Raw genomic sequence first — 26,110 nt, forward strand, 5'->3', positions numbered from 1 at the left:
CAAAGCGCCAGGCCGAAAGGCAAAGGTTGCATTCCAGGTTGTTTCAGGCGGGCTTCGATGAGTTCAATATTAAGAAGTTTTCTAAAAAGATGTGTTGCAAACTTTTATTGTTTAAAGAACTATAATTTCTCACTTAAAATACAAAACACACTTTAATTGCGAATAAACAATCATGAACGCAATAAACACTCGAAAGAAGCCAGGCGTATCAGCCCCGATACCGCAGCCACTGGATCGAACCGACCGCGCCATTCTCAAGACACTGCAGCGAGATGCCTCCATCTCCAATGTGGCGCTTGCAGAGAAGGTGAAGTTGAGTGCACCGGCGTGCCTCAGGCGCGTCGAAAGGCTCAAGCAAGTCGGCCTGATCAAAGGCATCGTTGCACTGCTGGACAATGTTGCGCTGGAGGCGGGGATGGTGGTGTTGATCGGCGTGGTGCTGGACCGCTCCACACCGGAATCCTTTGCCGCATTCGAGGCAGCCGCACAAAAAGTGTCCGGCTGCATGGAGTGCCATGTGGTGACGGGGGAATTCGACTACTTCATGTTGATACGAACCAAGGACAGCAACAGCTTCAACCGGCTCCACGCGGAGCAATTGCTTTACCTGCCGGGGGTTCGCCAGATTCGATCGTTCATGGGGTTGCGTCAGGTCTTGTCGACCACCCACATTCCCCTTTGAAGCGCCGCTAGTCGAGCATTCCGCCCTGCTCCCTTGCGTGCTTGATGTCTCTCGAGGGCGGGGCTCCGAAACGCCGGGCATATTCGCGGCTGAATTGAGCGACGCTTTCATAGCCGACTCGCAACGCGGCGGTGTTCACGTCTACCCGATCGGTCAACATCAGGCTGCGTGCGGCTTGCAGCCGTAACGCTTTTTGATACTGAACGGGGCTGGTGCCTGTCAGCTTGCGAAAACTGTGATGCAGCGTAGAGCTGGCCATTCCTGATAGCTCGGCGAGGTCGGCCACGTGCAGCGGTTTGTCGTAGTGATGTTTCAGCCATTCAATGGCTCTCACGATGCCCTTGTCTCGGTAACCGTCGCGCGTGACGCTGCGCAACCACTGCCCTGCACTACTTAGCAATAGCCGAACGCATATTTCCCGCTTGATCAGCTCCGACATCAAACCTGCTTCCAGCGGCCGCTCGATCAGCGTGGCGAGTCGAGCGAATGCATCGAGCAGCTCAGTCGACGCCGCACCGGATACGAAGCCCCGCGCTTGAGTAGCCATTTCCTGCGTTGGGGGTTCCAAGGTCTGGATCACCTCGCTGAGCATCGAAAGGTTGAGCTTCAACACGACGGATAAATAGGGGGTTTCCTCGCTGGCGGCGGTAGTGCGGGCCAGTGTGGGAATGTCGACCGACGTGACGAAGAACGCGCCCTGCCCGAACTCACAGGCTTCTTCGCCGAAGGTGATCTCCTTCGCCCCCTGCAGAATGATGGCCACGCAAGGCTCATAAATGCAGTAAGTGGGCGTACCCAGGTCAGTCATTCGATAAAAGGCCAGATCGGGAATCGATGTTTTGCAGACCTCGTTCAAACCAATCTGCCGGGTGACTTTTTCGATCAGCCGCCTGAGTGCCTGGAGACGTTCGTTGGGCTGTATGGGATCGCGCAACACCAGAGAATGCAGCTGGCCGGAACCAAACTGCGAGAAGGACCCGCTCGTCATCACATGCGCCCCTGTTTACGGAATGTTCGAGTCTGCTGAGAGTGTGTGCTCAGCACAAGCGTATCGGCAGGATTATGCAAAAAATATGGCGTATTAGGGTCACCCAGCTATCCCTGGTTGTTCTAACTTCTCGTACGAATACCGGCTTCGATGATCCCGTGAAACCTCGGTCGTGAAAGGAAAGTTGGATGGACAGACGAGATTTTCTTACTTACTCGGCAGTGGGTACTGTTGCAGCCGCGTTGCTGCCAGCATCGAGTGTCGCAAGTTCGGCGGCCACAGCCCCAGCGCCGTCTTTACTGACGGAGCGCGGGAGCGTGATGCGGACTGAAGGCCGGCCAGTGCGCACGGACCTGCCCACCAATTCGCCCTCGCCTACCCTGCGATACGTGACGCCTCAACGCTTTGGCATGGGTGGGACACAGATTGGCAATATCTTCGCGCCGATCAGCGACGAGCAGGCAGGCCTGGTTCTACAGGCCGCTTGGGACGCGGGTGTAAGACTGTACGACACATCGCCGTTCTACGGGTTTGGCTTGAGTGAATATCGTGTCGGCCGCTTTCTGCACGGCAAAGATCCAAACGACTATGTGGTCTCCACCAAGGTGGGACGTGTATTGACTGCCGCGGGTGGCCCGCGCGCGGACCATGCCATCTGGAAGTCCCCCGCGCCCTTCAACTACCGGTATGACTACACCGCGGCAGGCGCGCGTCGTTCCGTGGAAGACAGCCTGCAGCGGCTGGGGCTGCCGCGTATCGATATCGTCTTTATCCATGACATCTCGCCCGATAACACCGAACTGGAAGGCGGCTGGGAAGCGGCGTATCAAATTGCGCGCACTGGGGCGATGGTTGAGCTTGAAAAGATGCGTGATGAGGGGCTCATCAAGGCATGGGGCTTCGGAGTCAATACGCCGAATGCTGTGGTTCAGGCAATGGCCGGTGATGACCCGACGCCCGACATCGTGTTGCTTGCCTGCCAGTATTCGCTCCTTGAGCACGGCGATGCGTTGCGCAACACCTTTCCGGCGTTGAGCCGTAAGGGCACTAGCGTTGTGGTTGGAACACCACTGAACGATGGATTCCTGGGAGGGCGCAGCCGATATAACTTCAGCTTGGATCTGCCTGCCGGTGCGGTGGAAAAGCGCGCGCGAATCATGGCGGTTGCCAAACGACATGGCATCGACATTCATACTGCCGCCCTGCAGTTCGCGGCAGCACATCCGCAAGTGTCTGCGATCATTCCGGGGGCCCGCTCGCCGGGACAGATCGTTTCCAATGTGCAGGCGATGAAGGTCGGTATCCCAACAGCCTTTTGGGAGGAGCTCAAGAGTCGGAACCTGATCGACGCTCAAGCACCGGTCCCTTCCTGAGTAGGCGCTACGCCCGTGCTACCTGCTGATGTGGCGTTATCGTCGCTGGACTCATTTAACCCGAAACTTATCTTCCTGGTTGCTGCAAGGCTATAGATAGCAGCCGCTTGATCAGCCTATTCCAGTCAATAAACTGCGCACGCGCCCAACTAAAAACACTCATCCAAGGCCGTAATAAATGAAGATTCGCACGTCTCTCATGGTTTTAGGCGGCCTGCTGGCGCTGTCCGGCAGTGGTCACTTACTCGCCGACACACTCGCGCTTAGCGTTCCATTGCCGGCGCCACTCCCACAGCTAAAAGTGCTGACCCTCCTTATCGGTATACACCTGCTCGGCATGTGCTTCGGTCTTGGTGGAGCCACGATGCTGGACCTCTGGATCTTGCGTTGGATGCGCCGGGGCAGCCTCCCGGTTGAAATCGGACGCACCTTTCACTTCATCAGCGACGCGGTCACTATTGGACTCTGCCTACTGTGGCTTTCAGGCCTTGGTTTCCTTGCCCTTTACGCGATGGAGTCGCCGGAAAAGTTTGAAAACCCCAAACTCTGGGCGAAGGTCATTGTGGTGATCGTGCTGACCATCAACGGAATAATCATCCACGCGCTTGTGCTGCCAGAAGCCCTACGCGACGTGAGTCGCCCCCTGCTCTTTGGCGTGTCTCGCAAAAGAGCGGCCTTATTTCTTGCGTCCGGTGCAGTTTCGGGTGTGTCTTGGTACACGGCTTTTGCCTTCGGCATTTTTCGTGAGTTAAACAACAGTGTCACTTTCACCCTGCTGGTCATCATGTGGCTTACGCTGATAGTCGCCGCCTCTCTCGCCGCAATGCTGCTCTGGTTAAACTCTGCGGCGGGAGCCAGAAAACCTCCTTCGCTCAGTCATCCGACATAAAGATAAAGACCCGCTTGGACATTGCGTGTCACTGGGCGGTCGTCATGTGGGAGTTTGCGCGTCACTACCCGCCCTGCTCCAAAACTCTTCAGCAGATTGACTGAGGATTGCTTTCGGGCGCGTCAGATGAATTTCCAAAGGTATATCCCAGCTTTCGTCGAGTGCCCTGACTAAGCGCCCGTCCAGGATTTCTTGCTCGGTTACTGGCGGCACCTCGGGCATCGGCCTCGGTCTGGCGCTCAGGCTTCACAAGGCGGGTAGTACCCGGATCTGCGGCAAACATTGAGCCGTATTCCCGAGAAGGTCGTCATCATCGACACCTCCAATTACTATCCGGGGCGAGACGGGGCGATCCAGGAAGTCGACGACGGCAAGCCCGAAAGCGTTTGGGTAAGCGAGCAGATTGGCCGCCCGGTGATCAAGGCCTGGAATGCCGTCCTCGCAGCAACGCTTGCCGACCACGGCCAACCGGTCGGGTCTTCCTCACGCATAGCCGTACCTGTGGCTGGCGATGACATCAATGCTGAGGCGATCGCGCAAGATCTTGTAGAGGACACCGGCTTTACCGCGCTTGCCGCGGGTAGCCTTGAAGACTCATGGCGTCAGCAACCCGGTACACCTGCCTATTGCACCGAACTGAAGTTGCCAGAGTTGAGGTCTGCCTTGTGCGCGGCAGATAAGTTGAAGGCGCCTCAAAACCGGGACGCCCTGATGGCCAAGTTCATGACGCCCGGTGGCCATTTCACCCACGAGGACATTGTTGCCATGAATCGGCAACTGACCGCCTGACTATCGGAGTGAATTTCCTATTCTCTCCTGTATTAACGTGTCAGGGCTCGGAAGCCCCTTATGAAACCTGTCGAGAGCGTTGTTCATCCAAAATTCTTGGCAGATTGTCTTCGATCCAGTCAGCCAGGCCTTCAACATGGCGGGCTACCTCAGTTCCCATAGGGGTGAGGCTGTACTCAACGTGAGGTGGCACAACCGGATAAGATTTGCGTAGAACGAAGCCATCAAGTTCCAAAAACTGGAGGGTCTGCGCAAGCATCTTTTCGCTGACGCCTCCAATCTTGCGACGCAGATCGCTGAAGCGATGCGTACCCGCGAGCAAGGCCACCAATACTAATACTCCCCACCGGCTGCTGACGTGTTGGAGCACGATCCTTGATGGACAATCCGGGGCGAATAATTCTCCGCTGTGCAGTCGGTTGGCCAATGTTGCGGGAGGGGTTGCTCCAGAGGACTCGGAATCCGGCATGTTCACTTACCTTTAGGTGCGTACTTACGAAAAGTTAGCTAAGGCCATATTCTGCCGGCTCTATCAAATTTTGTAAAAGGATCCACCTCATGATCGCCGTCACCGGAGCCACCGGCCAACTTGGCCGCCTCGTTGTCGAGAAACTCAAGCAAAAAGTACCCGCGTCGAACATAGTCGCGCTGGTGCGCAACCCTGACAAGGCGAGTGATCTTGGGGTGGACGCACGTGTTGCCGACTACGACAGTCCGAAAACGCTGGTCGCGGCGCTCAACGGAGTCGACACGCTGCTACTCATTTCCTCAAGCGAAATAGGCAAGCGACTTTCGCAGCATCGAAATGTCATCAACGCAGCAAAGCAGGCCGGTGTGAAGCGCGTTGTTTATACAAGTGTACTGCACGCTGATACCTCTTCATTGGACCTCGCCGAGGAGCATCGGCAAACGGAAGCCGAGCTCAAAGCGTCGGGATTGGCATTCACGATAGTGCGTCATGGTTGGTATACCGAGAACTACACCGGCTTTATCGCTGGCGCGTTATCGGCCGGTGAATTAATCGGCAGCGCAGGTGACGGAAAGATTTCAGCGGCGACACGGGAAGATTTCGCCCAGGCGGCTGCCGTAGTGCTCACCCGCGACGATCAAGAAGGGAAGATTTACGAGTTGGCGGGAGACTGCGCCTGGACGTTATCGGAACTCGCAGCCGAGGTTTCTCGGCAAACGGGTAGGAACATTCCCTACAAGAACTTGCCTGAAACCGACTACGCCGCTGCGTTAATCAATTTCGGCCTCCCGGAGCCACTGGCACATGCACTGGCGGGCTACGATGTCAGCGCGTCCAAAGACGCGCTTTTCGATGACAGCCATCAGCTTTCGACGCTGATCGGCAGAGCCACAACTTCACTTTCGGCTGCAGTGGCAAGCGCTCTCAAAGGGCAATGATCGCAGAACACCGTGGCGCCGCCTGTTCGCAGAACGATCGCCTGAGCAGCCACGCCAACAAAGAGCGCAAGGGCTGTAAACCCCTGCGCACCTTTGAGCAATGGCGAATTCGGGTCATTGATGATCGGGCGACCAGCAAGCCTGAAGGTTATTGCTGGTGCATGACTGCTCCAAACCGGCACCCGTCAAAAATCGACGGTAGCCGATAGTTGCAAGGTGCGTGGATACCCCGGGGAAAACGCACTATAAGAGGCCACGCCGGACCAATACTCACGGTCGAACACGTTCTGTACCGTGGCGCGGAAGGTTGTCGGCCGCCCTTCTATTTTGGTGGCGTAACGCGCGCCGGCATCAATGCGGGTCCAGGAATCGAGTTGTTGAGTGTTGGCCTGGTTGACGTATTGGCTGTCGGTGTAGATCGCGCCGCCGGTGAGGGTAAAACCGTCCAGCCACGGGGTGTCGTATTCCGCCCACAGATTGGCCTGGATATCGGGCACGCCGACCGGCTTGTTGCCCTGGTTGGCGGCAGTCGCCGATTTGGTCAGCTCGCCATCGAGGAAGGTCACACCGCCCATCAAGCGGGTGCTGGTGGCCACTTCGCCGAACACGCTCAGTTCCAGGCCACGGTTGCGCTGTTCGGCCTGTACCGAATACACGCCATTGGCGCCCAGTTCGCCGGCAGGTTTCTCGATCTGAAACAACGCCAGTGTGGTCATGAAGGTGCCGTGCTCATACTTCACCCCCAGTTCGTGCTGCTTGGACTCATACGGCGCAAAAGTTTCCCCGGCGTTGCTCGCCGTGCCCGGTGCCGCGTCGCCCTTGCTCAGCCCTTCGACGTAGTTGTAGTAAAGGGAGACGTCCTCCCAAGGCTTGACCACCACACCCAGCAACGGCGTGGTGGCGTTGGCGCTGTAACGCGAGCTGACGGAGCCGGCGGCATTGTAGTTACGTGACTCGATAAACTGCCGGCGCACACCCAGGCTTAGTTGGAGACGGTCGTCGAGCATCCCTAAGGTGTCGGTCAAGGCCACGCCGGACAACTCCGACTCCGAGATCCGCAGCACCTTGGGCGTGTTGATGTATTGCTTGGGCGTGTCCACCGGGTGGTAGATATTGGAGAGGATTATCGTGCCGTTGTTGATGCCCCGCGACAGCTCATCCTGGTAACGGGTCGCCATCAGCGTAGTGGTATGGGTGACCGGGCCGGTGGCGAAGAGTCCACGCATCCCCACATCGGCGGTAGAACGGTCGACGTTAAATTTGTAATAGCCCGGCACGTTGCTGGTGTCACCGGCATCATTGAGGATGCGCGGCACCTGGTCGGACATGCGTTTCACATCCGACTTGCCGCCGCCTGCATGGGCGAACACGGTGAGGTTGTCGCTCAGGTCATATTCACCGCCGAGCAATGCGGACTGTTCCTTGGTATCCGACCAGCCCCACTTTTGCGGCAGGCTGGTGCGGCCATTGGGGGCGGATGGCACGTCAACGCCCGGTGCGATGGTGAACGGGCGTGAGGCGCCCTCGAAGCTTTCTTTCTGACTGATGTAGTCGAGGTTCAGGCGTAGCCGCTCGCCACGGTAATCCAGGGCAATCGCACCGATCCCTACGTCGCGATGCTGGTCGTCCACGGCCGTGTCGCCACCCTGCAGGCTGCCGTTAAAGCGCACGCCGAACTGGTTTTCCGCACCAAAACGCCGACTGATGTCCAGGTGCCCACCCGCCTGGGAGTCCGACGCGTAGCTGCCGGTAAACCGGGTCAGGTCTTCCTCCAACGGCCGCTTGGGCACGATATTGATCACCCCACCCACGCCACTGTTGGGCGAGATGCCGTACATCAAGGCGCCCGGCCCCTTGAGCACTTCGATACGCTCGGCGTACTCGGTAAAAGCCCGGTAGTTGGGGGCTACGCCGTACACACCGTCGTAGGCCAGCTCACCCAGGTTGCCTTCGCCGATGGCAAAACCGCGAATGAAAAACGAATCGACGATACCGCCCGTCTGCCCCGTGGAGCGCACCGAAGGGTCGCGTTCCAGGGCATCGGCTACGGTGACGGTTTGCAGGTCGGCAAGGGTTTTGGCGGTGTAGCTGGTGACGCTGAACGGCGTGTCCATCACGTCTTTGTTGCCCATCATTCCAAGCCGCGCGCCGCGCGCCACCTGCCCACCGGAAAGGACCTCGGGCAGCGCCGTCGGGCCGTTGTAGCGGCCGTCGATCGTGGTGGTGTCGAGGGTCAGGCTGGGCGTGCTGTCATCCGTGACGGCAGGCGTTGGTGTCTCAGCCCAGGCATTGGCGCCCGCTGCGACCATGACGAAATTCAACAGGGCCGTTCGAATGGCAAGTGTTAACGCGCGTTCACCGCAGGGCCGACTGGCAACAGGCATGACGAGAGGATCCTTTCAACGAGAGAAAATGGGAATCACTCCTAATGCCAGTCGACGTGCGAAAAAGTATCACCCTCCCGTTTAATTTTTTTGCACGGTCGCAGGGTTGTACTGGAAGCCGCGTTCCTCCCACACTTGCATGAAATGGCCCTGTGGCTGACCAAGGAGTACTCATGTCCCAAGCAGGTGCCATCCAGGGTTCGCGTGTGAGAATCCTCATTTATCTTCTGTTCGCGATCCAACTGGTCTCCATGGGCGCGATGGAAATGAGCGGGCCGTTCTGGCCCGTGCACCTGCGCGGGCTGGCCTCCTCGGAGTCGGTCTTCAGCTTCGCCAGCATCGCCGTGTACGTCGGGCCGATGCTGGGCATCATGCTGACCAGTGCATTCTGGGGCCGTATCGGCGATCGCTACGGGCACAAATTGATGATGATCCGCGCACTCGCGGGGTTGTCCCTGACCCAGCTCGGGCTGGCGTTTTTCAGCGACATCTGGGTCATCCTGGTGCTGCGTTTCCTGCAGGGCGCCTTTGCCGGCTATATCGCCCCGGCGCAGGCTTACGGGGTGAGTATCGAAGCGCCGTCGCGACGAGCGCGGCTATTTGCGATTCTGCAGATATCGACCAATGTCGGCTCACTGCTGGGTGCGGTTGTTGGCGGCCTGATCCTCGATTACGCGACGTTTTTCTGGATCAACATCGTCGCCTCGATGCTCTGCGCACTCTGTACCGTCATCGCCGCCGTGACGTTGCCGGATGTGCCCCCTGTACCCAAGCAACCGACGGTGGCCACCCGCACGCCGGCCGCAGGCACCGACAGCGTATGGCGCAGCTCTGCCCTGCTGTCACTGCTGTGCGTCATGGGGATCCTGCTGCTGGCGCGCATGCTGCCGCAGACATCGTTCTCGCTGTACGTAAGCTCGACGTTCAAGGTCAGCAACTCCGTCGTCGGCCTGTGCTACGGGTTGCTGGCGCTGGGTTTTATCCTGTCGGCAACGGCATGGTCGCGCTACTTCGAGCATCGTTCCCAGGCAGAAACCCTGCAACGCATCACGTATATCGTCGTGGGTTGCATCGCCTTGACTGCCGTGGCGGGCGTAACGCGCAGCCCCGTGGTATTTATCGTCGCCTACTTCATTTGGGGGGTCCTGCTGGGAGCGACCACCCCCGTGCTGATGGCATTGGTCTCGAAAACCGCCGACAGCTCGCGACAAGGCTACGTACTGGGGATTGCCCAAAGTACCGCGCAGTTCGCCTCGATTGCCGGCATCTCCATCGGTGGCTTGCTGAGCCAGGTCTACGGCCTGCAATACACCTATCTTTTCGTGTGCCTGGCCTATGCAGTGGCGCTGATTCCCATGGTCGCGTTGCGGTACTGGTCGGTGTCCGCGCCGCCCAATCGCTGATTAACGCCTCGATACGCATGTCACACGCCTGATCACCGGACATGATCGCGCTTGCGCTCACGTCGGTTTGTCAACTAGCATTGGGAATACTTCTCAATTACAAACAAATCTGCCGCCATGAGCGAAACCTCTTCCGCGAATCACCTCAATCACCTGCGCGCCATCGAGGCCCTGTACAGCGGGCATCACGGCTGGCTGTATGCCACGCTGAAGAGAAAACTGGGTAACGCCATGGATGCGGCGGATCTGGCCCAGGACACCTTCACCCGGATCCTGGCCTCCCAAGTCACGGTGATCGACCAGCCACGGGCGTACTTGAGCTGCGTGGCCAAGGGCATTCTGGTCAACTGGTACCAGCGCAAGGCACTGGAACGCGCCTACCTGGATGCACTGGCGAACGTGCCTGCCCACGAAGCGCCGTCGCCCGAAGCGCACTTCATGGTGCTGGAAACCCTGCACGAAATCGATGCCATGCTCGATACCCTGGCGCCGCTGGTCAAGCGTGCCTTCCTGCTGTCGCAGATCAACGGCCTCAAGTACGACGACATCGCCGAGCAGCTGGGTGTATCGCTGATCACCGTCAAACGTTACATGAAGCAGGCCTTCGTACAGTGCCTGATGCTGGTGGAGTGAATGCTCGGTCTGCGCAAGGAACCGCCGCTGGACCCGCAGGTACTCGAAGAAGCCGCCGACTGGCTGATGCGCTTGAGCGAACGCGAACTGAGCGACCACGAACGCGCCGAATGGGAGCGCTGGAAGGTCAGCAGCCCGGAGCGGGATCGCGCCTGGTCGCGTGCACAATTGCTGCAGAGCAAGTTCGGCGGCCTGCCGTCGTCCCTGGCAATGTCGGCCCTGGACCGACCAAACAGCCCGGAACGTCGTGCAGCGCTGGGCAAGCTGGCGATCCTGCTGGCGGTGATGCCCGTGGGTTGGGGAAGCTGGAAGCTGGCGCAATCGCAGCAATGGTCAGCGGACTACCGTACCGACGTTGGCCAGCGCCGCGAACTGACCCTGGCCGATGGCTCGCGCATCACCCTGAATACCGATACTGCCATCGACGTCGTATTCGACGAGCGCCAACGGCTTATTCACCTGCGCGAAGGCGAAATCCTGGTGCAGACCGCCGTGGACACAGCCCCTCTGCCCCGCCCTTTCCTGATCAGCACCCGCCAGGGGCGCATGCAGGCGCTGGGCACACGCTTTACCGTACGTGAAGTGAGCCCACGCACGCACCTCGCGGTAATCGACGGCGCGGTGAGCGTGATATTGGCCGATAACCGCCAGACCCCACCGCTGATCGTCAACGCAGGGCAACGCACCGACTTCTCCTCACAGACCTTTGGTGACCTGGCGCCGACCGATCGCTACATCGGTTCATGGACCCAAGGCATGTTGATGGCCGACAAGATGCGCCTGGCGGATTTCGTCGCGGAACTGACGCGCTACCGCCGAGGTTTCCTGCGCTGTGATCCCGCCATCGCCGACCTGCGCATTTCCGGGGCCTTTCCGATCAGTGATACCGATCGCACCTTAAGCATGCTGGTGCACACCTACCCCGTGCTGGCGAACAGTCATTTGCGCGGTTATTGGGTCACCCTGTCGCCCGCCTGAGCTCACGCAAAAATAAACCGTGGCCAGGGTGATACTTTTTTCGATCTCGACTGGCAAACACAGGAACAGCCTTTTCCTCTCGTCCATTGGGTCATCCTTTCATGCTCGTAGCACGGCCCCTGCGTCCGGCTCGTCCGTTCAAACCGATGGTGCACGGCGTCGTGCTCAGCCTGCTGCTGGCCAGTGCTGTGCGCGCGCCGGCATTGGCGGGGGAACCGGCCCAATTGAACGCGGTCGCTGTGCAGACCTACCACATTGCCCCCGGCCCGCTCGGCGCTACGCTCTCAAGCTTTGCCGTGGACGCCGGCATTGCCCTGTCGTTCCAGCCGTCGATCACCGAGGGGCTGATCAGTCCCGAACTGAGCGGGACCTTCTCCACGCAGGAGGCCGTCACGCGTTTGCTCGCAGGCAGCGGCCTGGAGATGGTGTTGCGCAGCGATGGCAGCTACACCCTGGTCCTGCGCAGGGTCACGTTGTCGGCCACCACCGTGGAGGCGGCGCAACAACATACCGATAGCCTGCCGCCGGTGTACCCGGGCGGCCAGGTGGCCGAGGGCGGGCGTCTCGGCCTGCTCGGTAATACGGATGTGATGGACGCGCCCTTCAGCATCAGCACCTATACCGCGTCATTGATCAAGGACCAGCAGGCGACAACCGTGGGCGACGTGCTGGAGCGCGACTCCTCGGTCCGCTCCACCGGCCAGACGGGGGGTATCGTCGATTCATTCTTTATCCGTGGTTTTCCGGTGGGCGAAGGCAACCTCGGGGAACTGGCGTTCGACGGGGTGTACGGCGTGGCCTCCAATTACCGGGTATTCACCGACTACGCCGAACGCATCGAAGTGGTCAAAGGCCCCGGCGCCCTCCTCTACGGCATGTCCCCCAACAGCGCCGTCGGCGGCGTGATCAACGTGGTCCCCAAGCGCTCCCTGGACGAGGACCTGACCCGCGTCACTGCCACCTATGCCCAGGACCTGCAACTGGGCACCCACATCGACCTGAGTCGGCGGTTTGGCCAAGACCGTCAATTCGGCGTGCGCGTCAACGGCCGTGTGCAGCAGGGTGACACCGTCATCGACAAGCAATCGCGGGATGTCGGAGTCAGTGCCATCGCCCTGGATTACCAGGGCGATCGACTGCGCACCAGCCTGGACCTGATCGCCCAGCAAGAGCAATTTGACGCCGCGTCACGGCCCTTCCTGATCGCTTCCGAGGTGCCGATTCCCCACGCCGCCAACGGGCGAACCAACGTCAGCCAGGATTGGGGCTGGTCCAAGACCCGCGACGAATCGGCCTTGCTGGGTGGCGAGTATGACGTGAGCGACGCACTGACCCTGTTTGCCCATGCCGGCGGTGGGCAGTCGAACGTGGCACGCCTGTCCGACCAGACCCCGACCATCATCAACACCGCCGGCGACACCTCGTCGATCCCCGGCTACTACAAATTCAAGGTCCGGCGCTACACGGTCGACACCGGTGCCCGCCTGCATTTCGACACCGGGCCGATCAGCCACAGCACCACGCTGCAAGTCACGCGTTATCGCGATGAGTTGTCGCGCGGCATCCTCTCAGGCCCGCCGATCCTGTCGAACATTTACCACCCTATCTCACGGCCCGAGGTAGACATTGCAACGCCTGCCACGCCAAAAGTCTCGGCGACCGAATTATCCGGCGTCGCGGTTGCCGACACTTTGTCGATGCTCGATCAGCGCCTGCAGGTGACTGCCGGCCTGCGCAGACAGACCATCCGCTCCAACAACTACAACGCGGCAGGCGCGGTGACGACGGCTTACGACGACGGCAAGACCACGCCGTTGTTCGGGGCAGTTGTCAGGCCGTGGGAGCATGTGTCGCTCTACTACAACTACCTGGAAGGCTTGAGCAAAGGCGATATCGCCCCCGCCACGGCCTCGAACGCAGGCCAGGTCTTTGCCCCCTACGTTTCACGCCAGCATGAGGTCGGGGTCAAGCTCGACTACGGCACGGTCATGTCCACACTCGCGCTGTTCCAGATCACCAAACCCAGCGGCGAGCTGTCAGGCACCACCTTTGCGGTACAAGGCGAACAGCGCAACCGGGGCCTGGAGTTGAACGTATCCGGTGAGGCCGGCCGAGGCACACGCCTGCTCGGCGGCGTGACGTTGCTGGATGCACAGCTGACCAAAAGCGGAGTAGCCGCCAACCGGGGCAACACCCCGGTGGGAGTGCCCAAGGTGCAAGCCAACCTCTGGGCCGAGTGGGACGTGCCTTGGGTCGAGGGGCTGACGTTGACCAGCGGCGCGTTGTACACCGCCAGCCAATACGTGAACCAGGCCAATACCCAGCAGTTGGACCCCTGGACCCGCTTCGATATGGGCGTGCGCTACAGCACGCGCATCGCCCAGCGGCCGACGACCTTCCGCGCCACGGTACAGAACGTGTTCGACCGTGAATATTGGTCGGGCGTCGCCTCCTATGGTGCGTTCTCTCAAGGCTCGCCACGCACCCTTCTACTGTCGACCACGGTCGATTTCTGAAACCTTCGGCCCGGCACGGCTATCTGCACCGCCACCCGGCTCGACCACTGCAAAGGCTTTAACCATGGTTACCATTGTTCGACGCAGCCACGCCTTCGCCGGGCTGCTGTTTGCGGGTTTGTTGGGATGGGCACTGCCGTCAACGGCGGCCGAGCCGCAGGCAACGCGCAGCACCGTCACCGATTTGCTCGGGCGCCAGGTCAAGGTGCACCTGCCGGTCCGGCGGGTCATTCTGGGGGAAGGTCGTCAGTTGTACCTGGTTGCCGCGCTGGATACGCAAAACCCCATAGAGCGAATCGTCGGCTGGCGCAAGGACCTGATCCAGTCCGACCCGGACACCTATGGCGCTTACCTGCGTAAATTTCCCGCCATCGCCAAAATCCCCACCTTTGGCGGCTTTGAAGACGGCACCTTCGATATCGAGCAGGCCATCTCCCAGCGCCCGGACGTGATCATCCTCAATATCGAGGCCCAACACGCCACCGAGGATGCCCGGTATATCGAAAAGCTCGACGCCTTGGGGATTCCGGTGGTGTACGTCGACTTTCGCAACCACCCGATGCAGAACACCGAACCGACCATGCGCCTGTTCGGCCAGTTGTTCGGCAAAGAAGCGCGTGCCGAAGCATTTATCGACTTTCGCAACCAGCAGATCCGCCGCGTCACCGACGTGATCAACGCGCAACAGCCTAAGCGCCCCAACGTGTTCATCGAACGTATCGGTGGCTACACCGACGATTGCTGCCTGAGTTTCGGCAATGAAAACTTTGGTCTGTTCGTCGATATGGCCGGTGGCAACAATATCGCCAGAAACGTCATCCCCAGCACCTTCGGCCAGCTGAACCCCGAGCAGGTGGTGGTCGCCAATCCGGAACAGGTGGTGGTCACCAGTGCCAACTGGGAAGCCTTTGCCCCCGGTGGCCATTGGGTCGGTGTGGGCCCCGGTGCCGACATGGCGCAAGCCCGGCGCAAACTGGCCTGGTACACCCGGCGCCCGGCCTATGCCGGGATCAAGGCACAGGATGACCAGGCGTTCCACGCGATCTGGCACCAGTTCTACAACAGCCCGTATCAGTTCGTGGCCATCCAGCAGTTGGCCAAATGGTTTCATCCGACACTGTTTACCGACCTGGACCCTGAAGCCTCGTTCCGCGAATTGCACGAACGATTCCTGCCAGTGCCCTATGAGCCGGGTTACTTCGTGAGCCTCAAACCATGAGCGCGGTGATTCAACGCGACACCTACCGGCGCCTGGTGCTGCGCAAACGCCTGATCCTCGCGGGCCTGACCCTGCTGCTGTTGTGCAGCGTGCTGCTTGACCTGGCCCTGGGGCCGGCGCGCTACAGCTTCAATGAAGTACTCGGTGCACTCTTTGCGCCGGACAGTGCGCCGGCGCAGGTTCGCGTGGTGATGTGGGACATCCGCCTGCCCATCGCCCTGATGGCGGTTGCCGTGGGTGCGGCGTTGTCCCTGGCCGGAGCGCAGATGCAGACCATCCTCAACAACCCGCTGGCCAGCCCCTTCACCCTGGGCATTTCCGCCGCCGCCAGTTTTGGTGCGGCCATGGGGCTGGCGTTTGGTGTGGCGCTGTTTCCGTTGGCGGCGCAGTACATGGTGCCGGTCAACGCGTTCATCATGGCCATGCTTTCGGCGCTGCTGATTCACTTCCTGAGCATGCGTCGTGGGGTCACCGCGGAAACCATCGTGCTGCTGGGTATCGCCCTGGTGTTCACGTTTAACGCGTTGTTGGCCCTGGTGCAGTTTTTCGCCACCGAGCAAGCCGTGGCGGCCGTGGTGTTCTGGACCATGGGCAGCCTGACCAAAGCCACCTGGCCCAAACTCGGGGTGATCTGCCTGGTGATCGTGATCACCCTGCCGATCTTTGCCAAACGCGCCTGGGCCCTGACCGCACTGCGATTGGGCGACGACAAGGCCGCCAGTTTCGGCATCAACGTGCGCAGCCTACGCTTTCAGACGCTGATCATGGTCAGCCTGCTTGCCTCGTTCCCCGTGGCCTTTGTTGGCACCATCGGCTTTATCGGGCTGGTCGGCCCGCATATTGCGCGAATGTTGATCGGCGAGGACCAGCGCTTCTTCCTGCCGGCCTCGCTGCTGACCGGCGCACTGATTCTGTCCGCCAGTTCAGTGGTGAGCAAAACCCTGATCCCGGGCGCGATCTTCCCGATCGGGGTGGTCACTTCGCTGATCGGCGTGCCGTTCTTCATATCTCTGATCCTCAGCGGGAAGAAAAACTCATGGTGAAGATTCAACTGCAGGACCTGGGTGCCCGTTATGGCCAGCGCACGATCATCCGTGGCGTTACCACGGCCGCGTTCACCGGCGGCCAGGTGGTCGCGGTGGTGGGGCCCAATGCGGCGGGCAAGTCCACCCTGTTCAAACGCATGGCCGGGCTGATCGACGGGCCTGGGCAGGTGATCCTGCAGGACTCGAAAAAGGGCCGGCAGGGCATCTGCTATATGCCCCAGGGCTTGAATGCCAGTGCGCGGTTGACGGTCTACGAATCGGTGCTCCTGGCCCGCAAGCAACTGTCGCCGCAATGGACCGTCCACGATGACGAGTTGAACCGGGTGGACAAAATGCTCGAGGCCCTTGGCATCAGCGACTTGTCCTTTCGCAACCTCGGCGAACTCAGCGGCGGCCAGCAGCAACTGGTGTCCATCGCCCAGACCTTGGTGCGCGAGCCGGAAATCCTACTGATGGACGAGCCCACCAGCGCCCTCGATATGCATCGTCAGGTGCAGGTCTTGAACTTCATGGGCGCACTGGCCCGCAAACAGCAGGTCATCGTGTTTATTGCCCTGCATGACCTGAACCAGGCGTTGCGCTTTGCCGACCAGGTATTGGTGATTGCACACGGCACCGCACAGGGCAGCGGCGCGAGTCATGAGGTGATCACCGAACGCATGCTGCGCGAGGTGTACCAGGTTGAGGCGCGGATTGAGCAGTGCAGTCGCGGACAACCACATATTTTGATCGACGGGATAACGTGACAGCGTACCCAACGCGGACGACAGATTTACGCAAGAAACTGATGCATAACCGCTGGTTCAGTCACGCAGCCCAGTCGCCAGCGAACGTATTCGCCAGCGCCTGGGCAGGCAAACTATTTACAGCGCCGGAGGTTTAGGGAATGCGCCACGGGCGTGTTCGTAGGCCTGGGCAACGCGCAGTGCGAGGGCATCCTGGAAGCGCGGAGCAACGATCATCATGGCGACCGGCAAGCCGTCCGCAAGCCCCGCCGGGATCGACGTCGCGGGGTGCCCCGTGAGGTCAAACGGCGCGGTATTGGCGAGCATGTCCAGTGCACTGTGCACGTACTCCTCGACGGGCGCATCCGCGGCGGTCAACGGCGTGGCTACGAAAGGCATGGTGGGCATCACCAACACGTCAAAATCCTTGAATGCCTCGTCGTACTGGCGCGTCAGTTCCGGTATCAGCATCCGTGCCTTGGCGTAGTAGGCGCCATGCAGGTTTTTCAGGCTGTAGTGACCGGTCAACGCGACCGCTTGCACGCTGCTGGACAACGCATCGGCGTGTTCGCGGCGTTTTTCGCCGAAGTAACTCATGATGTCCGGATCGTAATAACCGTCGACGTTCATGCCGTAACCATTGCCCTGCAACATCTGGTACGCGGCGCCGTCAGTGGCAATCACGTTCCACAGATCCAGCGCCACGCCAGTGTGCCACGGAGCACTCGCTTCGCCGACGCTGGCGCCCAGGCTTTCAAGCTGGGCGACCGCCGCCTTGACCAGTGCATCCACCTGCGGCTCAGACATCCCAGGGATCGCAAACCCCTCTCGCAGCACGCCGATTCTCAAGCCGGCAACGCCCTGGTCCAGCGTCGCGAGGCAGTTGACCGCAGGCGGACTCTTCTGCCGGGAATCAAGCCCATCGGCCCCAGCAATGACGTCGAGCATCGCTGCCACATCGCGCACGTTATTGGCCATCGGGCCCACATGGTCGATGGTTCGCTCAATCGGAAACGCCCCGGTGTAAGGCACAAGGCCGTAAGTCGGTTTGTGCCCTACGATGCCGCTCCAGGCCGACGGCATGCGGATTGAACCGCCCTGATCGCCGCCGATGGCCATGTCGACTTGACCTAGCGCCACCAGCACCGCGCTGCCGCTGGACGAGCCGCCGGCATTGCGCGTCAGGTCCCAGGGGTTTTTAACCGGGCCGCTGGCGGAGGTAAAACTTGCCCCGGAGAAACACAAGTCTTCACACACCGACTTGCCCACCACCGTGGCCCCGGCCGCCAGCAAGCGCTTGACCACCGTGGCGTCTTCGGACGGGATATAACCGTCCAGGCTCAATGAGCCGTTAGCCATGGGCACGCCAGCCACCGACACGTTGTCCTTGATGACCACCGTCTTGCCCGCCAGCGGGCCTTGCGCCGCGCCGGCGATACGGGTTTTCACGTACCAGGCGCCGTGCAGGTTGTCGGCCTCGGCGGCTTTGTTGTATTCGCGTTCAGGCGCTTGTTGCGCGACGTTGGCCGCGTACAGCGCATCGATGGCTTCGTAGGAATTCAACGTTTCATCGGCCAGGTTGAGGAAGGCCTCCATCTGGCTATCTGTCAGGTGATAACCGTGGTCTTCGGCGGCAATCAGAAAGTCGGCTTTGCTGGGGCGTTTTACGGACATGGTGTTCTCCAAATGACGTTAAGAACCACCCGATATCGGGCGATCATTGACTCAAGCCGCCCGTGCCCACTGCACAGGTTACGGCTCGCTCCGGAGGACTCCATTGTCCACGCCGGTCGCCACGCGGTGATCCATACCTGCCAAGTGAGGCGTATGGCAAACGTCCACGCAGAAGAGGATCAAGCCCTCACAAGCTTGATGCTCAAAGGCTGTTCAGGAACAGGCTTGTCGGAACAACTCATGGGCCTTGACCAGCGCCTCGGCAATTTTTTCCACCGGTTCGCGCTTGGCCATGGCTTGATCTCGCAAGGCGTTGTAGGCATCGGTCTCCGACATGCCCTTGGTTTCGATAAGGATTATTTTCGCCTGCTGCACGGTGCGCATGACCGCCATGCGCCCTTCCAGGCGCTTGACGTGCCGTTCCCGTTCGCGGGCCTTGCGTGACTGACTCAGCGTGATCGCCAAAGCGGTCAGCAACCCGAACGACTTCACGGGCGAAGGAATGACAGAGCAAGCGTTCAACTGCACCAATGCCTCGACGATGATCGGGTTCTCATAGGCAATCACCGGAATGATCGGCGGCGTGCTCGCATGCAACAGCCATGGCGTGTTGGTCGACAGGCTTTCCGGCGACACCGCCAACACGATCACGTCAGCCTCGGCGCTCAAGCGCTCCGGAATCGGCCATTGCACACGCACCTGGCAACCGATGCGCTGCAACTGCTCGATCAGGTTGCGTCCATCCTCGTCATCCGGGTGCATCACCAATACGCTGACGTCGCGCAGGTCCTTGATGCCTGTCGCGCTGTCGTTGCGCAGGCGTTTCTTGGCGGCGCGCAAGGTCATGGACGTCTCCCCACCGAGCCGGACCACTCATTGAAATTGGGTGCAATGGCATAAGGGTCAGGCTTGAGTGCCGTCTGGCTCTCGTAAAGGATGTCGAATTGGCCCTCGACGTTGGCCCGGCCAATCCGCGAAAACAGGTACGTGTGGTGATTGTTGGCATCGACCCGAATGCGTCCTTGTGGCGCTTCGAATTCCAGCCCGCGCATGGCTTGCAGCACATCCTCCACTTGCGTGCTGCCGGCTCGAACGATCGCCTTGGCCAGCAAATGCACCTGAAAGTACGCCGCCTCCCAGCAACGGTCAGTGACCTGGTGTTGACCAAACAGCTCGCGGTATTGGGCGATGCATTGGCGGTTGGTCGGCGTGTCCACCGACTGAAAATACGTAGCCGCCGAAATATGCCCTGCGCCCAGGTGAACCCCCATTTGCTGAATGTCGGTTTCACTGGTCGTCAGGCTGGCAATCGGCATCACCGACGGGTCAAAGCCCGCGTCGGCGTAAGCCTGGTACAAATGCCCCATGGTTTCGCCGACGACCGTCGAGAAAATAAACGAGGGCTTGAGCTCCCTGGCCTTGACCATCAGCTTGGCAAAATCTTCCGGACGCGCGTTTTTCAGCGGCAGGTAATACTCGCCCAGCTTGGTGCCGCCACGCTCGTACAACAGGTCGCTCATCAAGCGATTGGTTTCGTACGGGTAGACATATTCGGAACCGATCATCAACACGCGATTGCCAAAGTTGTCGAGCATGTAATTGCCCAGCGGCAAGGCATTGTGATTCGGTGTGGCGCCGGTGTAGATGATATTGCGCGAGTACTCGAAACCTTCGTAATACACCGGGTACAGCAACAGCGCGTCGTAGCGCTCGACAATCGGCAGTGCCGCCTTGCGTGCAGCCGAGGTGTAGCAACCAAAGAAAAACCGCAGGTGTTCTTCGCGGATCAGCGATTCGATGTGCATGGCGTACAGCGCAGGCGTTGAATCGGGGTTGCGGGTAATCAACTGCAGCGGGCGACCATCGACCCCGCCTGCCGCATTGATCTGCGCAATTGCGAACTGCGCGCCGCGCATCGTCGAGCCCTCGGCAGCCGCCGTGACACCGGTATCGGAAAACAGACCGCCTATGCGGATCGACTGGTCAACCATGCCTATAAACCTTGTTCAACGTGAGAAAAGACACCCGCTCGTGGAGGGATGGGGGTCTGGAGGCCTGCGCAAAAAATGATTGAGCGAGACGCCGTGTAACGCAACGGCTGCTCTCAGGCGGGTTGTGCCTGGGGCTGGCGCGACAACACTGTCAGGGCCAGTCATGCGAGGGGCCTTCCACACCTGCCGAGGATGGGCGTGTGACAAGGGACCCTGCGAGGGTGTTGCCTGTCGCTCATGCAGATAGTGGGCCACACGCAATGGGCAACTGCACGCGTGGCGCCGGCCGGTTTCAATCCTTGCCTTGGAGCCAACCCATGCCCCTCACACGCTCACGGTATTGGTGCATTTATCCTGCATTCGCGCCAAAGCAGCGCAGGCCAGCGACACACGGCAATAGATGCAGGCGTCACTCGCACGCCCCTTCAACTGCCCGGAAAACGCCCTGGTCGCAATTGGCACTGCCCTTGCTATAACTCTCCTGAGACATCGCGCCAGCTGTTTGCCCTACGCCCCCTTGGCAAGTAGGGAAGCACCTCGCGTACGACTGGATCGGACACAGCTGTCCCGCCAGATTCGGCACAAGAAGCCTGATTTCCCGACTATTGGTTTAGCCGGGATGTCGGGCTTTTTTTATTCCTGGAGAGAAGTGAATGCACAACGACAAACGCCGTTTGATCAAGCATGCCCTGTTGCTGGGCGCCTTCAGCCTGTTGCCGTTTTCCCTGGTCAGCCAGGTGCAGGCAGCAGAGACCGTGAAGGTCGGCATCATCCACTCGCTGACCGGCACCATGGCCATCAGTGAGGCCTCGGTGGTGGATGCGGAAAAACTCGCCATCGACGAAATCAACGCCAGCGGTGGCGTGCTCGGCAAGACCATCGATCCGATCGTCGAGGACGGTGCCAGCGATTGGCCGACCTTCGCCGAAAAGGCGCGCAAGCTGTTGGAAAACGATCACGTCGTCGCCACGTTCGGCGCCTTCACCTCGGCGTCGCGTAAAGCCGTGTTGCCGGTGTTCGAACGCAACAAGGCGTTGCTGTATTACCCGACGTTCTATGAAGGCCTGGAAAAATCCCCGGCCATCATCTACACCGGCGCCGAAGCCTCGCAGCAAACCCTGGCAGCCGTCAGCTGGTTGATGGCCAACAAAGGCAAGACCGTCTACCTGGTGGGCTCGGACTACATCTGGCCACGCACCACCAACAAGCTGGCGCGAGCGTCGGTGACCAAGCAGGGTGGGTCCATCGTGGGTGAGGATTACTTGCCCCTGGGCAATATCGAGTTCTCCTCGGTGATCAACAAAATCAAGGCCGCCAAGCCCGACATCGTGCTGTCGACCATCGTCGGTGGCTCAAACGTGGCGTTCTACAAACAGCTCAAGGCCGCCGGCATCGACAGCAGCAACCAGACGCTGATGGCGCTGGCCGTCACCGAGGAAGAAGTCACCGGCATCGGCGCCGAAAACCTCACCGGATTTCTCACCTGCATGAGCTACTTCCAGAGCCTGAAAAACCCGGTCAACGAGAAATTCGTCGCCGCCTTCAAGGCCCGCTATGGCGAGAAGCGCGTGGTCGGCGACCCGATGGCTGCTGCCTACACCGCCGTGTACCTGTGGAAGAAAGCCGTGGAAAAAGCCGGCAGTTTTGACGTCCCGGCCGTGATCGCCGCGTCCTCGGAGCTGACCCTCGACGCGCCGGAAGGCGAGGTCAAAGTCCACAAGGACAACCACCACCTGTGGAAGCGCGCGCGCATCGGCACCCTCAACGCCCAGGGCCAGGTTGACGTGATCTACGAGTCCGCGCCCATCGAACCCAACCCTTTCCCGAAACTGTGATGCAGGGTCGGGCGCGATCTGACTCGCGCCCTCTCCCGCCCACGCGGTCCGCCAACGTGCAGCGACAGGTAGCGACGCAATGACTTTCGATATTTTGGTGATGCAGGTCTTCAGCGGGTTCTCGCTGTTCTCGGTGTTGGTGCTGATGGCCCTGGGGCTGACCATCGTGTTTGGCCTGATGGGCGTAATCAACATGGCCCACGGCGAGTTGATGGCGATGGGGTCGTACATGACCTACGTCACGTCCGTGGTGTTTGCGCGCTACTTCCCCGACTACATGGGCTGGTATTTCGTGATCGGCATCGGCGTGGCCTTCGTCGTGACCTTCGCGTTTGGTTTCCTGCTCGAGCGCTGCTTTATTCGCTTCATGTACAACCGCCCGCTCGACACGCTCCTGGCGACCTGGGGCCTGTCGCTGGTGCTGCAGCAGGTGTTTCGCCAGGTCTTCGGCCCCAAGGAAGTCAGCGTGCCCACGGTGCAATGGCTGCAAGGCGCGTGGAAGATCAGCGAAGGCCTGGAACTGCCGCTCAATCGGATTTTCATCATCGGCCTGACACTGGTGATCGCCGGAGCCGTGTTTGTGTTTTTGTACCGCAGCCGCTGGGGTTTGCGCATTCGCGCGGTCACCCAGAACCGCGCCATGGCCGGGGCGGCCGGCATTAACACCGCCCGTGTCGATGCGGTCACGTTTGCCCTGGGCTGCGGGCTGGCCGGGATCGCTGGTAGCTCGTTCACCATGCTGGCCTCGACCGGCCCGGTGAGCGGCCAGCAGTACCTGGTCGACACCTTCATCGTCGTGGTGTTTGGCGGGGTGGAGAGTTTGCTGGGCACCTTCCTGTCGGCCTTCGCCATCGGCCAGACGCAGATTTCGCTGGAATACCTCACCACCGGTTCCATGGCCAAAGCCATCACGCTGCTGGTGGTGATCGTGCTGCTGTTCTTCCGCCCCAACGGCTTGTTCGCCGCGAAAGTGAGACGCTGAGATGAACGACATGACTGAGACGCCCCCCACTCGCTCCAACACCTCGACGCCGACCACCCGCCGGCTGCGCGGCGGGTTGCTGCCGTTGCTCGAACGCCACAGCCTGATCTGGCTGTCGCTGCTGTTGCTGGTGATATTGCCCCTGAGCCTGGGCGACTTTCGCCTGGGCCTGGCCGGCAAATACCTGAGCCTGGCGTTCTGCGCCGTGGGCATGGTGATGATCTGGGGGTACGGCGGGATACTCAGCCTGGGCCAGGGCATCTTCTTTGGCCTTGGCAGCTACATGATGGCGATGTACCTGAAACTTGAAGCCACGGCCAACGACGAAGCCGCGAGTGCACTCGCCGCCTTCTACGGCTCGGCGTTGCCGGACTTCATGATCTGGAACAGCGTCGACGCGCTGCCCTGGTGGTGGAAGCCTTTCGAGTCGGCGACATTCACCTTTGCGGCGATCCTCATCCTCCCGGCATTGCTCGCGTTTGTGTTCAGCTACGCGTATTTCAAGAAGCGCGTGGGCGGTGTGTACTTCTCGATCATCACCCTGTCGTTGGCGGCGATCATGTCGATCATGATCATCGGCCAGCAAGGCTACACCGGCGGTGTCAACGGCCTGACCGACTTCAAGAGCGCCTTTGGCCTGAGCCTGCAAACGCCTCAAACGCCCTGGATTCTGTACCTGATCACCACCCTGTTGCTGCTGGGCTGCGTGGCGTTGTGCGGGTTCATCCTGCGCAGCCGGCTGGGCAAGGTGGTGGTGGCGATCCGTGACCGTGAGGACCGCGTACGGTTTTCCGGCTACAACACGGCGCTGTTCAAAGCGTTCATCTTTGCCGTGGCGGCGCTGATCTCGGCGCTCGGCGGGGTGATGTTCACCCTGCAGGTCGGCCTCGCGTCGCCGTCGCTGGTGGGCATCATCCCCTCGACCGAAATCGTCATTTACGCAGCCCTCGGCGGGCGTCTGTCGCTGGTCGGTGCGGTGTACGGCACGTTGTTGATTGGCGTGGCCAAAACCTACCTGTCGGAAAATTTCGTCAACTTCTGGCAGTACTTCATCGGTTTCCTGTTCATGGGCGTGGTGCTGTTCTTGCCGACCGGGCTGGCCGGCTTGCTGCAACGCCTTGGCCACAACAAACAGGAGGTGCAGTCATGAGCGGGATGTTGCTGAGTGTCGAAGACCTCACGGTGTCGTTCGACGGATTCAAGGCAGTGGACAGCCTTAATTTCTATGTCGAAGAAAACCAGGTGCACGTGGTGATCGGTCCTAACGGCGCGGGCAAGACCACCCTGCTTGACATGATCTGCGGCAAAACCCGCCCGAGCGCCGGCAGCATCCGTTTCAAGGACCTGCAACTGGCCAACATGATCGAGTACCAGATCACCCGCGCGGGCGTTGGGCGCAAGTTCCAGAACCCTTCGGTGTATGAAGACCTCACCGTGCGCGAGAACCTCGACATCTCATCGCCGGGCAAACGCGGCATTTTCAACTGCCTGTTCGCCCGTAAAGACCCGGCCCTGCAAGCAGAAATCGAGCAGACCGCCGAGATGATTTTCCTGCAGGACCAACTGGGGCGCAAAGCCGGGCTGTTGTCCCACGGGCAAAAGCAGTGGCTGGAGATCGGCATGCTGCTGATGCAGCGCCCGGAACTGTTACTGCTGGACGAGCCGGTGGCCGGCATGAGTGCAGGCGAGCGGGAAAAGACCGCCGGCCTGCTCAAGCGCATCGCCAAGGGCCGCGCCATGGTGATCATCGAGCACGACATGGAGTTCGTGAAGTCAGTGGCTGACAAAGTCACCGTCCTGCACCAGGGCAAGACCCTGGCCTACGGCTCGATGGATCAGGTGCAAAACGATCCTCGCGTCATCGACGTCTACCTGGGGCACTGAGCATGCTGAGCGTCAATAACCTGAACGTGTATTACGGCGACAGCCACGTGCTGCGCAACCTCGACCTGACCCTCGCACCGGCCGAATCCCTGGCGATCATGGGTCGCAACGGCATGGGCAAGACCACCCTGCTCAGAAGCCTGGTGGGCATGCTGCCGGCGCGTAGCGGCAGCATCACGCTGGCGGGCCGGGAACTCACCGCCAGCAAGAGCTATGAGCGGGTCGCCGCCGGGGTGGGCTTTGTGCCGCAGGGGCGGATGATTTTTCCGTACCTGACGGTGGAGGAAAACATCCTCACGGGCATGCAAGGCGCCCCCGCCGCGCCGATTCCCGACTACATCTACGAGTACTTTCCGGTGCTGTTCGAAATGCGTCGACGCAAGGGCGGCAACCTCTCCGGCGGCCAGCAACAACAGCTGGCGATTGCCCGCGCGCTGGTCTCCAACCCCAAAGTGCTGATCCTGGATGAGCCGACCGAGGGCATTCAGCCGTCGATCATCAAGGACATCGCCCGGGCCCTGAACCTGCTGAAAAAAGAACGCGGGTTTTCGCTGATCGTCTCCGAACAGGTGCTGTCGTTTGCGATGGCGGTGGCCGACCGTTACCTGATCATCGAGAAAGGCGAGTTCGTGCACAGCGAGGTCCGCGAAACCGTCGACCGTGAGCGCATCCTGCGCTACCTGACCATCTGAAACCGGACCTGGGAGCACAC

General features: G+C 60.4%; 22 protein-coding genes and 2 pseudogenes. 17 read left to right on the top strand and 7 right to left on the bottom strand.

Translation table 11 applies throughout. The features are described from left to right. Positions 1 to 172 precede the first annotated feature (172 nt). Positions 173 to 682 carry an Lrp/AsnC family transcriptional regulator gene (locus tag FIV39_RS20285; protein ID WP_090404550.1) on the top strand — a complete coding sequence of 170 codons (510 nt, stop codon included), beginning with the start codon at positions 173 to 175 and terminating at the stop codon, positions 680 to 682. Positions 683 to 689: 7 nt separating this feature from the next. On the opposite strand, the gene FIV39_RS20290 is transcribed toward FIV39_RS20285, so the two are convergent. Continuing rightward, positions 690 to 1,670 carry an AraC family transcriptional regulator gene (locus tag FIV39_RS20290; RefSeq protein WP_167361113.1) on the bottom strand — a complete coding sequence of 327 codons (981 nt, stop codon included), beginning with the start codon at positions 1,668 to 1,670 and terminating at the stop codon, positions 690 to 692. A gap of 188 nt (positions 1,671 to 1,858) precedes the next feature. Between FIV39_RS20290 and FIV39_RS20295 the strand changes: the two genes are divergently transcribed. Both FIV39_RS20295 and FIV39_RS20300 read left to right on the top strand, forming a co-directional pair. Further along, positions 1,859 to 3,043 carry an aldo/keto reductase gene (locus FIV39_RS20295; RefSeq protein ID WP_090404553.1) on the top strand — a complete coding sequence of 395 codons (1,185 nt, stop codon included), beginning with the start codon at positions 1,859 to 1,861 and terminating at the stop codon, positions 3,041 to 3,043. 178 nt (positions 3,044 to 3,221) lie between these two features. Beyond that, positions 3,222 to 3,932 (top strand): hypothetical protein, encoded by a 711-nt coding sequence (locus FIV39_RS20300; RefSeq protein ID WP_186731544.1) that lies wholly within the window; start codon positions 3,222 to 3,224, stop codon positions 3,930 to 3,932. 42 nt (positions 3,933 to 3,974) lie between these two features. On the opposite strand, the pseudogene FIV39_RS33555 reads toward FIV39_RS20300, so the two are convergent. Beyond that, positions 3,975 to 4,136: pseudogene (locus FIV39_RS33555) on the bottom strand (LysR family transcriptional regulator); the annotation flags it as partial. Positions 4,137 to 4,193: 57 nt separating this feature from the next. On the opposite strand from FIV39_RS33555, the pseudogene FIV39_RS20310 reads away from it, so the two are divergent. After that, positions 4,194 to 4,721, top strand: a pseudogene (locus FIV39_RS20310) (NADPH-dependent F420 reductase); the annotation flags it as partial. A 58-nt stretch (positions 4,722 to 4,779) separates the two neighbouring features. On the opposite strand, the gene FIV39_RS20315 reads toward FIV39_RS20310, so the two are convergent. Further along, on the bottom strand, positions 4,780 to 5,190 hold the full coding sequence (locus FIV39_RS20315; RefSeq protein WP_090404560.1) for a winged helix-turn-helix transcriptional regulator: 411 nt from the start codon (positions 5,188 to 5,190) through the stop codon (positions 4,780 to 4,782). An 89-nt stretch (positions 5,191 to 5,279) separates the two neighbouring features. On the opposite strand from FIV39_RS20315, the gene FIV39_RS20320 reads away from it, so the two are divergent. Next, entirely contained in the window at positions 5,280 to 6,128 is an 849-nt protein-coding gene (locus tag FIV39_RS20320; RefSeq protein ID WP_090404563.1) for an SDR family oxidoreductase, read from the top strand. 185 nt (positions 6,129 to 6,313) lie between these two features. On the opposite strand, the gene FIV39_RS20325 is transcribed toward FIV39_RS20320, so the two are convergent. Next, entirely contained in the window at positions 6,314 to 8,512 is a 2,199-nt protein-coding gene (locus tag FIV39_RS20325) for a TonB-dependent receptor (protein ID WP_146371596.1), read from the bottom strand. A 173-nt stretch (positions 8,513 to 8,685) separates the two neighbouring features. On the opposite strand from FIV39_RS20325, the gene FIV39_RS20330 reads away from it, so the two are divergent. The 7 genes from FIV39_RS20330 (at position 8,686) to FIV39_RS20360 (ending at position 17,053) form a co-directional block, all read left to right on the top strand. After that, the gene (locus FIV39_RS20330; protein ID WP_090404569.1) at positions 8,686 to 9,915 is read left to right on the top strand and encodes an MFS transporter; all 1,230 of its coding nucleotides are present in this window, start codon (positions 8,686 to 8,688) and stop codon (positions 9,913 to 9,915) included. A gap of 117 nt (positions 9,916 to 10,032) precedes the next feature. Then, positions 10,033 to 10,548, top strand: coding sequence for a sigma-70 family RNA polymerase sigma factor (locus FIV39_RS20335; protein WP_090404572.1), 516 nt, complete (start codon positions 10,033 to 10,035; stop codon positions 10,546 to 10,548). Next, the gene (locus FIV39_RS20340) at positions 10,549 to 11,526 is read left to right on the top strand and encodes a FecR domain-containing protein (RefSeq protein WP_090404575.1); all 978 of its coding nucleotides are present in this window, start codon (positions 10,549 to 10,551) and stop codon (positions 11,524 to 11,526) included. A gap of 101 nt (positions 11,527 to 11,627) precedes the next feature. Beyond that, positions 11,628 to 14,042, top strand: a complete 2,415-nt coding sequence (locus FIV39_RS20345; protein WP_090404578.1) for a TonB-dependent receptor — start codon at positions 11,628 to 11,630, stop codon at positions 14,040 to 14,042. Between the two features lie 64 nt (positions 14,043 to 14,106). After that, the gene (locus FIV39_RS20350) at positions 14,107 to 15,261 is read left to right on the top strand and encodes an ABC transporter substrate-binding protein (protein ID WP_090404581.1); all 1,155 of its coding nucleotides are present in this window, start codon (positions 14,107 to 14,109) and stop codon (positions 15,259 to 15,261) included. Next, on the top strand, positions 15,258 to 16,304 hold the full coding sequence (locus FIV39_RS20355; RefSeq protein ID WP_090404584.1) for a FecCD family ABC transporter permease: 1,047 nt from the start codon (positions 15,258 to 15,260) through the stop codon (positions 16,302 to 16,304). The genes FIV39_RS20350 and FIV39_RS20355 overlap by 4 nt, the downstream gene beginning before the upstream one ends. After that, complete coding sequence (locus FIV39_RS20360) at positions 16,298 to 17,053, top strand: ABC transporter ATP-binding protein (RefSeq protein ID WP_090404587.1); 756 nt, start codon at positions 16,298 to 16,300, stop codon at positions 17,051 to 17,053. Before FIV39_RS20355 ends, FIV39_RS20360 begins: the two co-directional genes overlap by 7 nt. 117 nt (positions 17,054 to 17,170) lie before the next feature. Here the strand turns inward: FIV39_RS20360 and FIV39_RS20365 are convergent, their stop codons facing one another. From FIV39_RS20365 to FIV39_RS20375, 3 genes are all read right to left on the bottom strand, one after another. Further along, the gene (locus tag FIV39_RS20365; protein WP_090404590.1) at positions 17,171 to 18,706 is read right to left on the bottom strand and encodes an amidase; all 1,536 of its coding nucleotides are present in this window, start codon (positions 18,704 to 18,706) and stop codon (positions 17,171 to 17,173) included. A 213-nt stretch (positions 18,707 to 18,919) separates the two neighbouring features. Then, positions 18,920 to 19,552 carry an ANTAR domain-containing response regulator gene (locus FIV39_RS20370; RefSeq protein WP_090404594.1) on the bottom strand — a complete coding sequence of 211 codons (633 nt, stop codon included), beginning with the start codon at positions 19,550 to 19,552 and terminating at the stop codon, positions 18,920 to 18,922. Beyond that, the gene (locus tag FIV39_RS20375) at positions 19,549 to 20,697 is read right to left on the bottom strand and encodes a transporter substrate-binding domain-containing protein (RefSeq protein WP_090404597.1); all 1,149 of its coding nucleotides are present in this window, start codon (positions 20,695 to 20,697) and stop codon (positions 19,549 to 19,551) included. Before FIV39_RS20375 ends, FIV39_RS20370 begins: the two co-directional genes overlap by 4 nt. Before the next feature lie 653 nt (positions 20,698 to 21,350). On the opposite strand from FIV39_RS20375, the gene urtA reads away from it, so the two are divergent. From urtA to urtE, 5 genes are all read left to right on the top strand, one after another. Further along, positions 21,351 to 22,532, top strand: coding sequence for an urea ABC transporter substrate-binding protein (gene urtA, locus FIV39_RS20380; protein WP_090404600.1), 1,182 nt, complete (start codon positions 21,351 to 21,353; stop codon positions 22,530 to 22,532). Between the two features lie 79 nt (positions 22,533 to 22,611). After that, positions 22,612 to 23,514 carry an urea ABC transporter permease subunit UrtB gene (urtB, locus tag FIV39_RS20385; RefSeq protein WP_090404603.1) on the top strand — a complete coding sequence of 301 codons (903 nt, stop codon included), beginning with the start codon at positions 22,612 to 22,614 and terminating at the stop codon, positions 23,512 to 23,514. Between the two features lies 1 nt (position 23,515). Further along, positions 23,516 to 24,664, top strand: a complete 1,149-nt coding sequence (gene urtC, locus FIV39_RS20390) for an urea ABC transporter permease subunit UrtC (protein ID WP_090404606.1) — start codon at positions 23,516 to 23,518, stop codon at positions 24,662 to 24,664. Continuing rightward, a complete protein-coding gene (gene urtD / locus FIV39_RS20395) occupies positions 24,661 to 25,398 on the top strand; it encodes an urea ABC transporter ATP-binding protein UrtD (RefSeq protein WP_090404609.1) in 738 nt (245 codons plus the stop codon). The genes urtC and urtD overlap by 4 nt, the downstream gene beginning before the upstream one ends. A 2-nt stretch (positions 25,399 to 25,400) precedes the next feature. Continuing rightward, entirely contained in the window at positions 25,401 to 26,090 is a 690-nt protein-coding gene (gene urtE / locus FIV39_RS20400) for an urea ABC transporter ATP-binding subunit UrtE (protein ID WP_090404613.1), read from the top strand. Positions 26,091 to 26,110 lie beyond the last annotated feature (20 nt).

Source organism: Pseudomonas grimontii (assembly GCF_007858185.1).
Lineage (GTDB): Bacteria > Pseudomonadota > Gammaproteobacteria > Pseudomonadales > Pseudomonadaceae > Aquipseudomonas > Aquipseudomonas grimontii.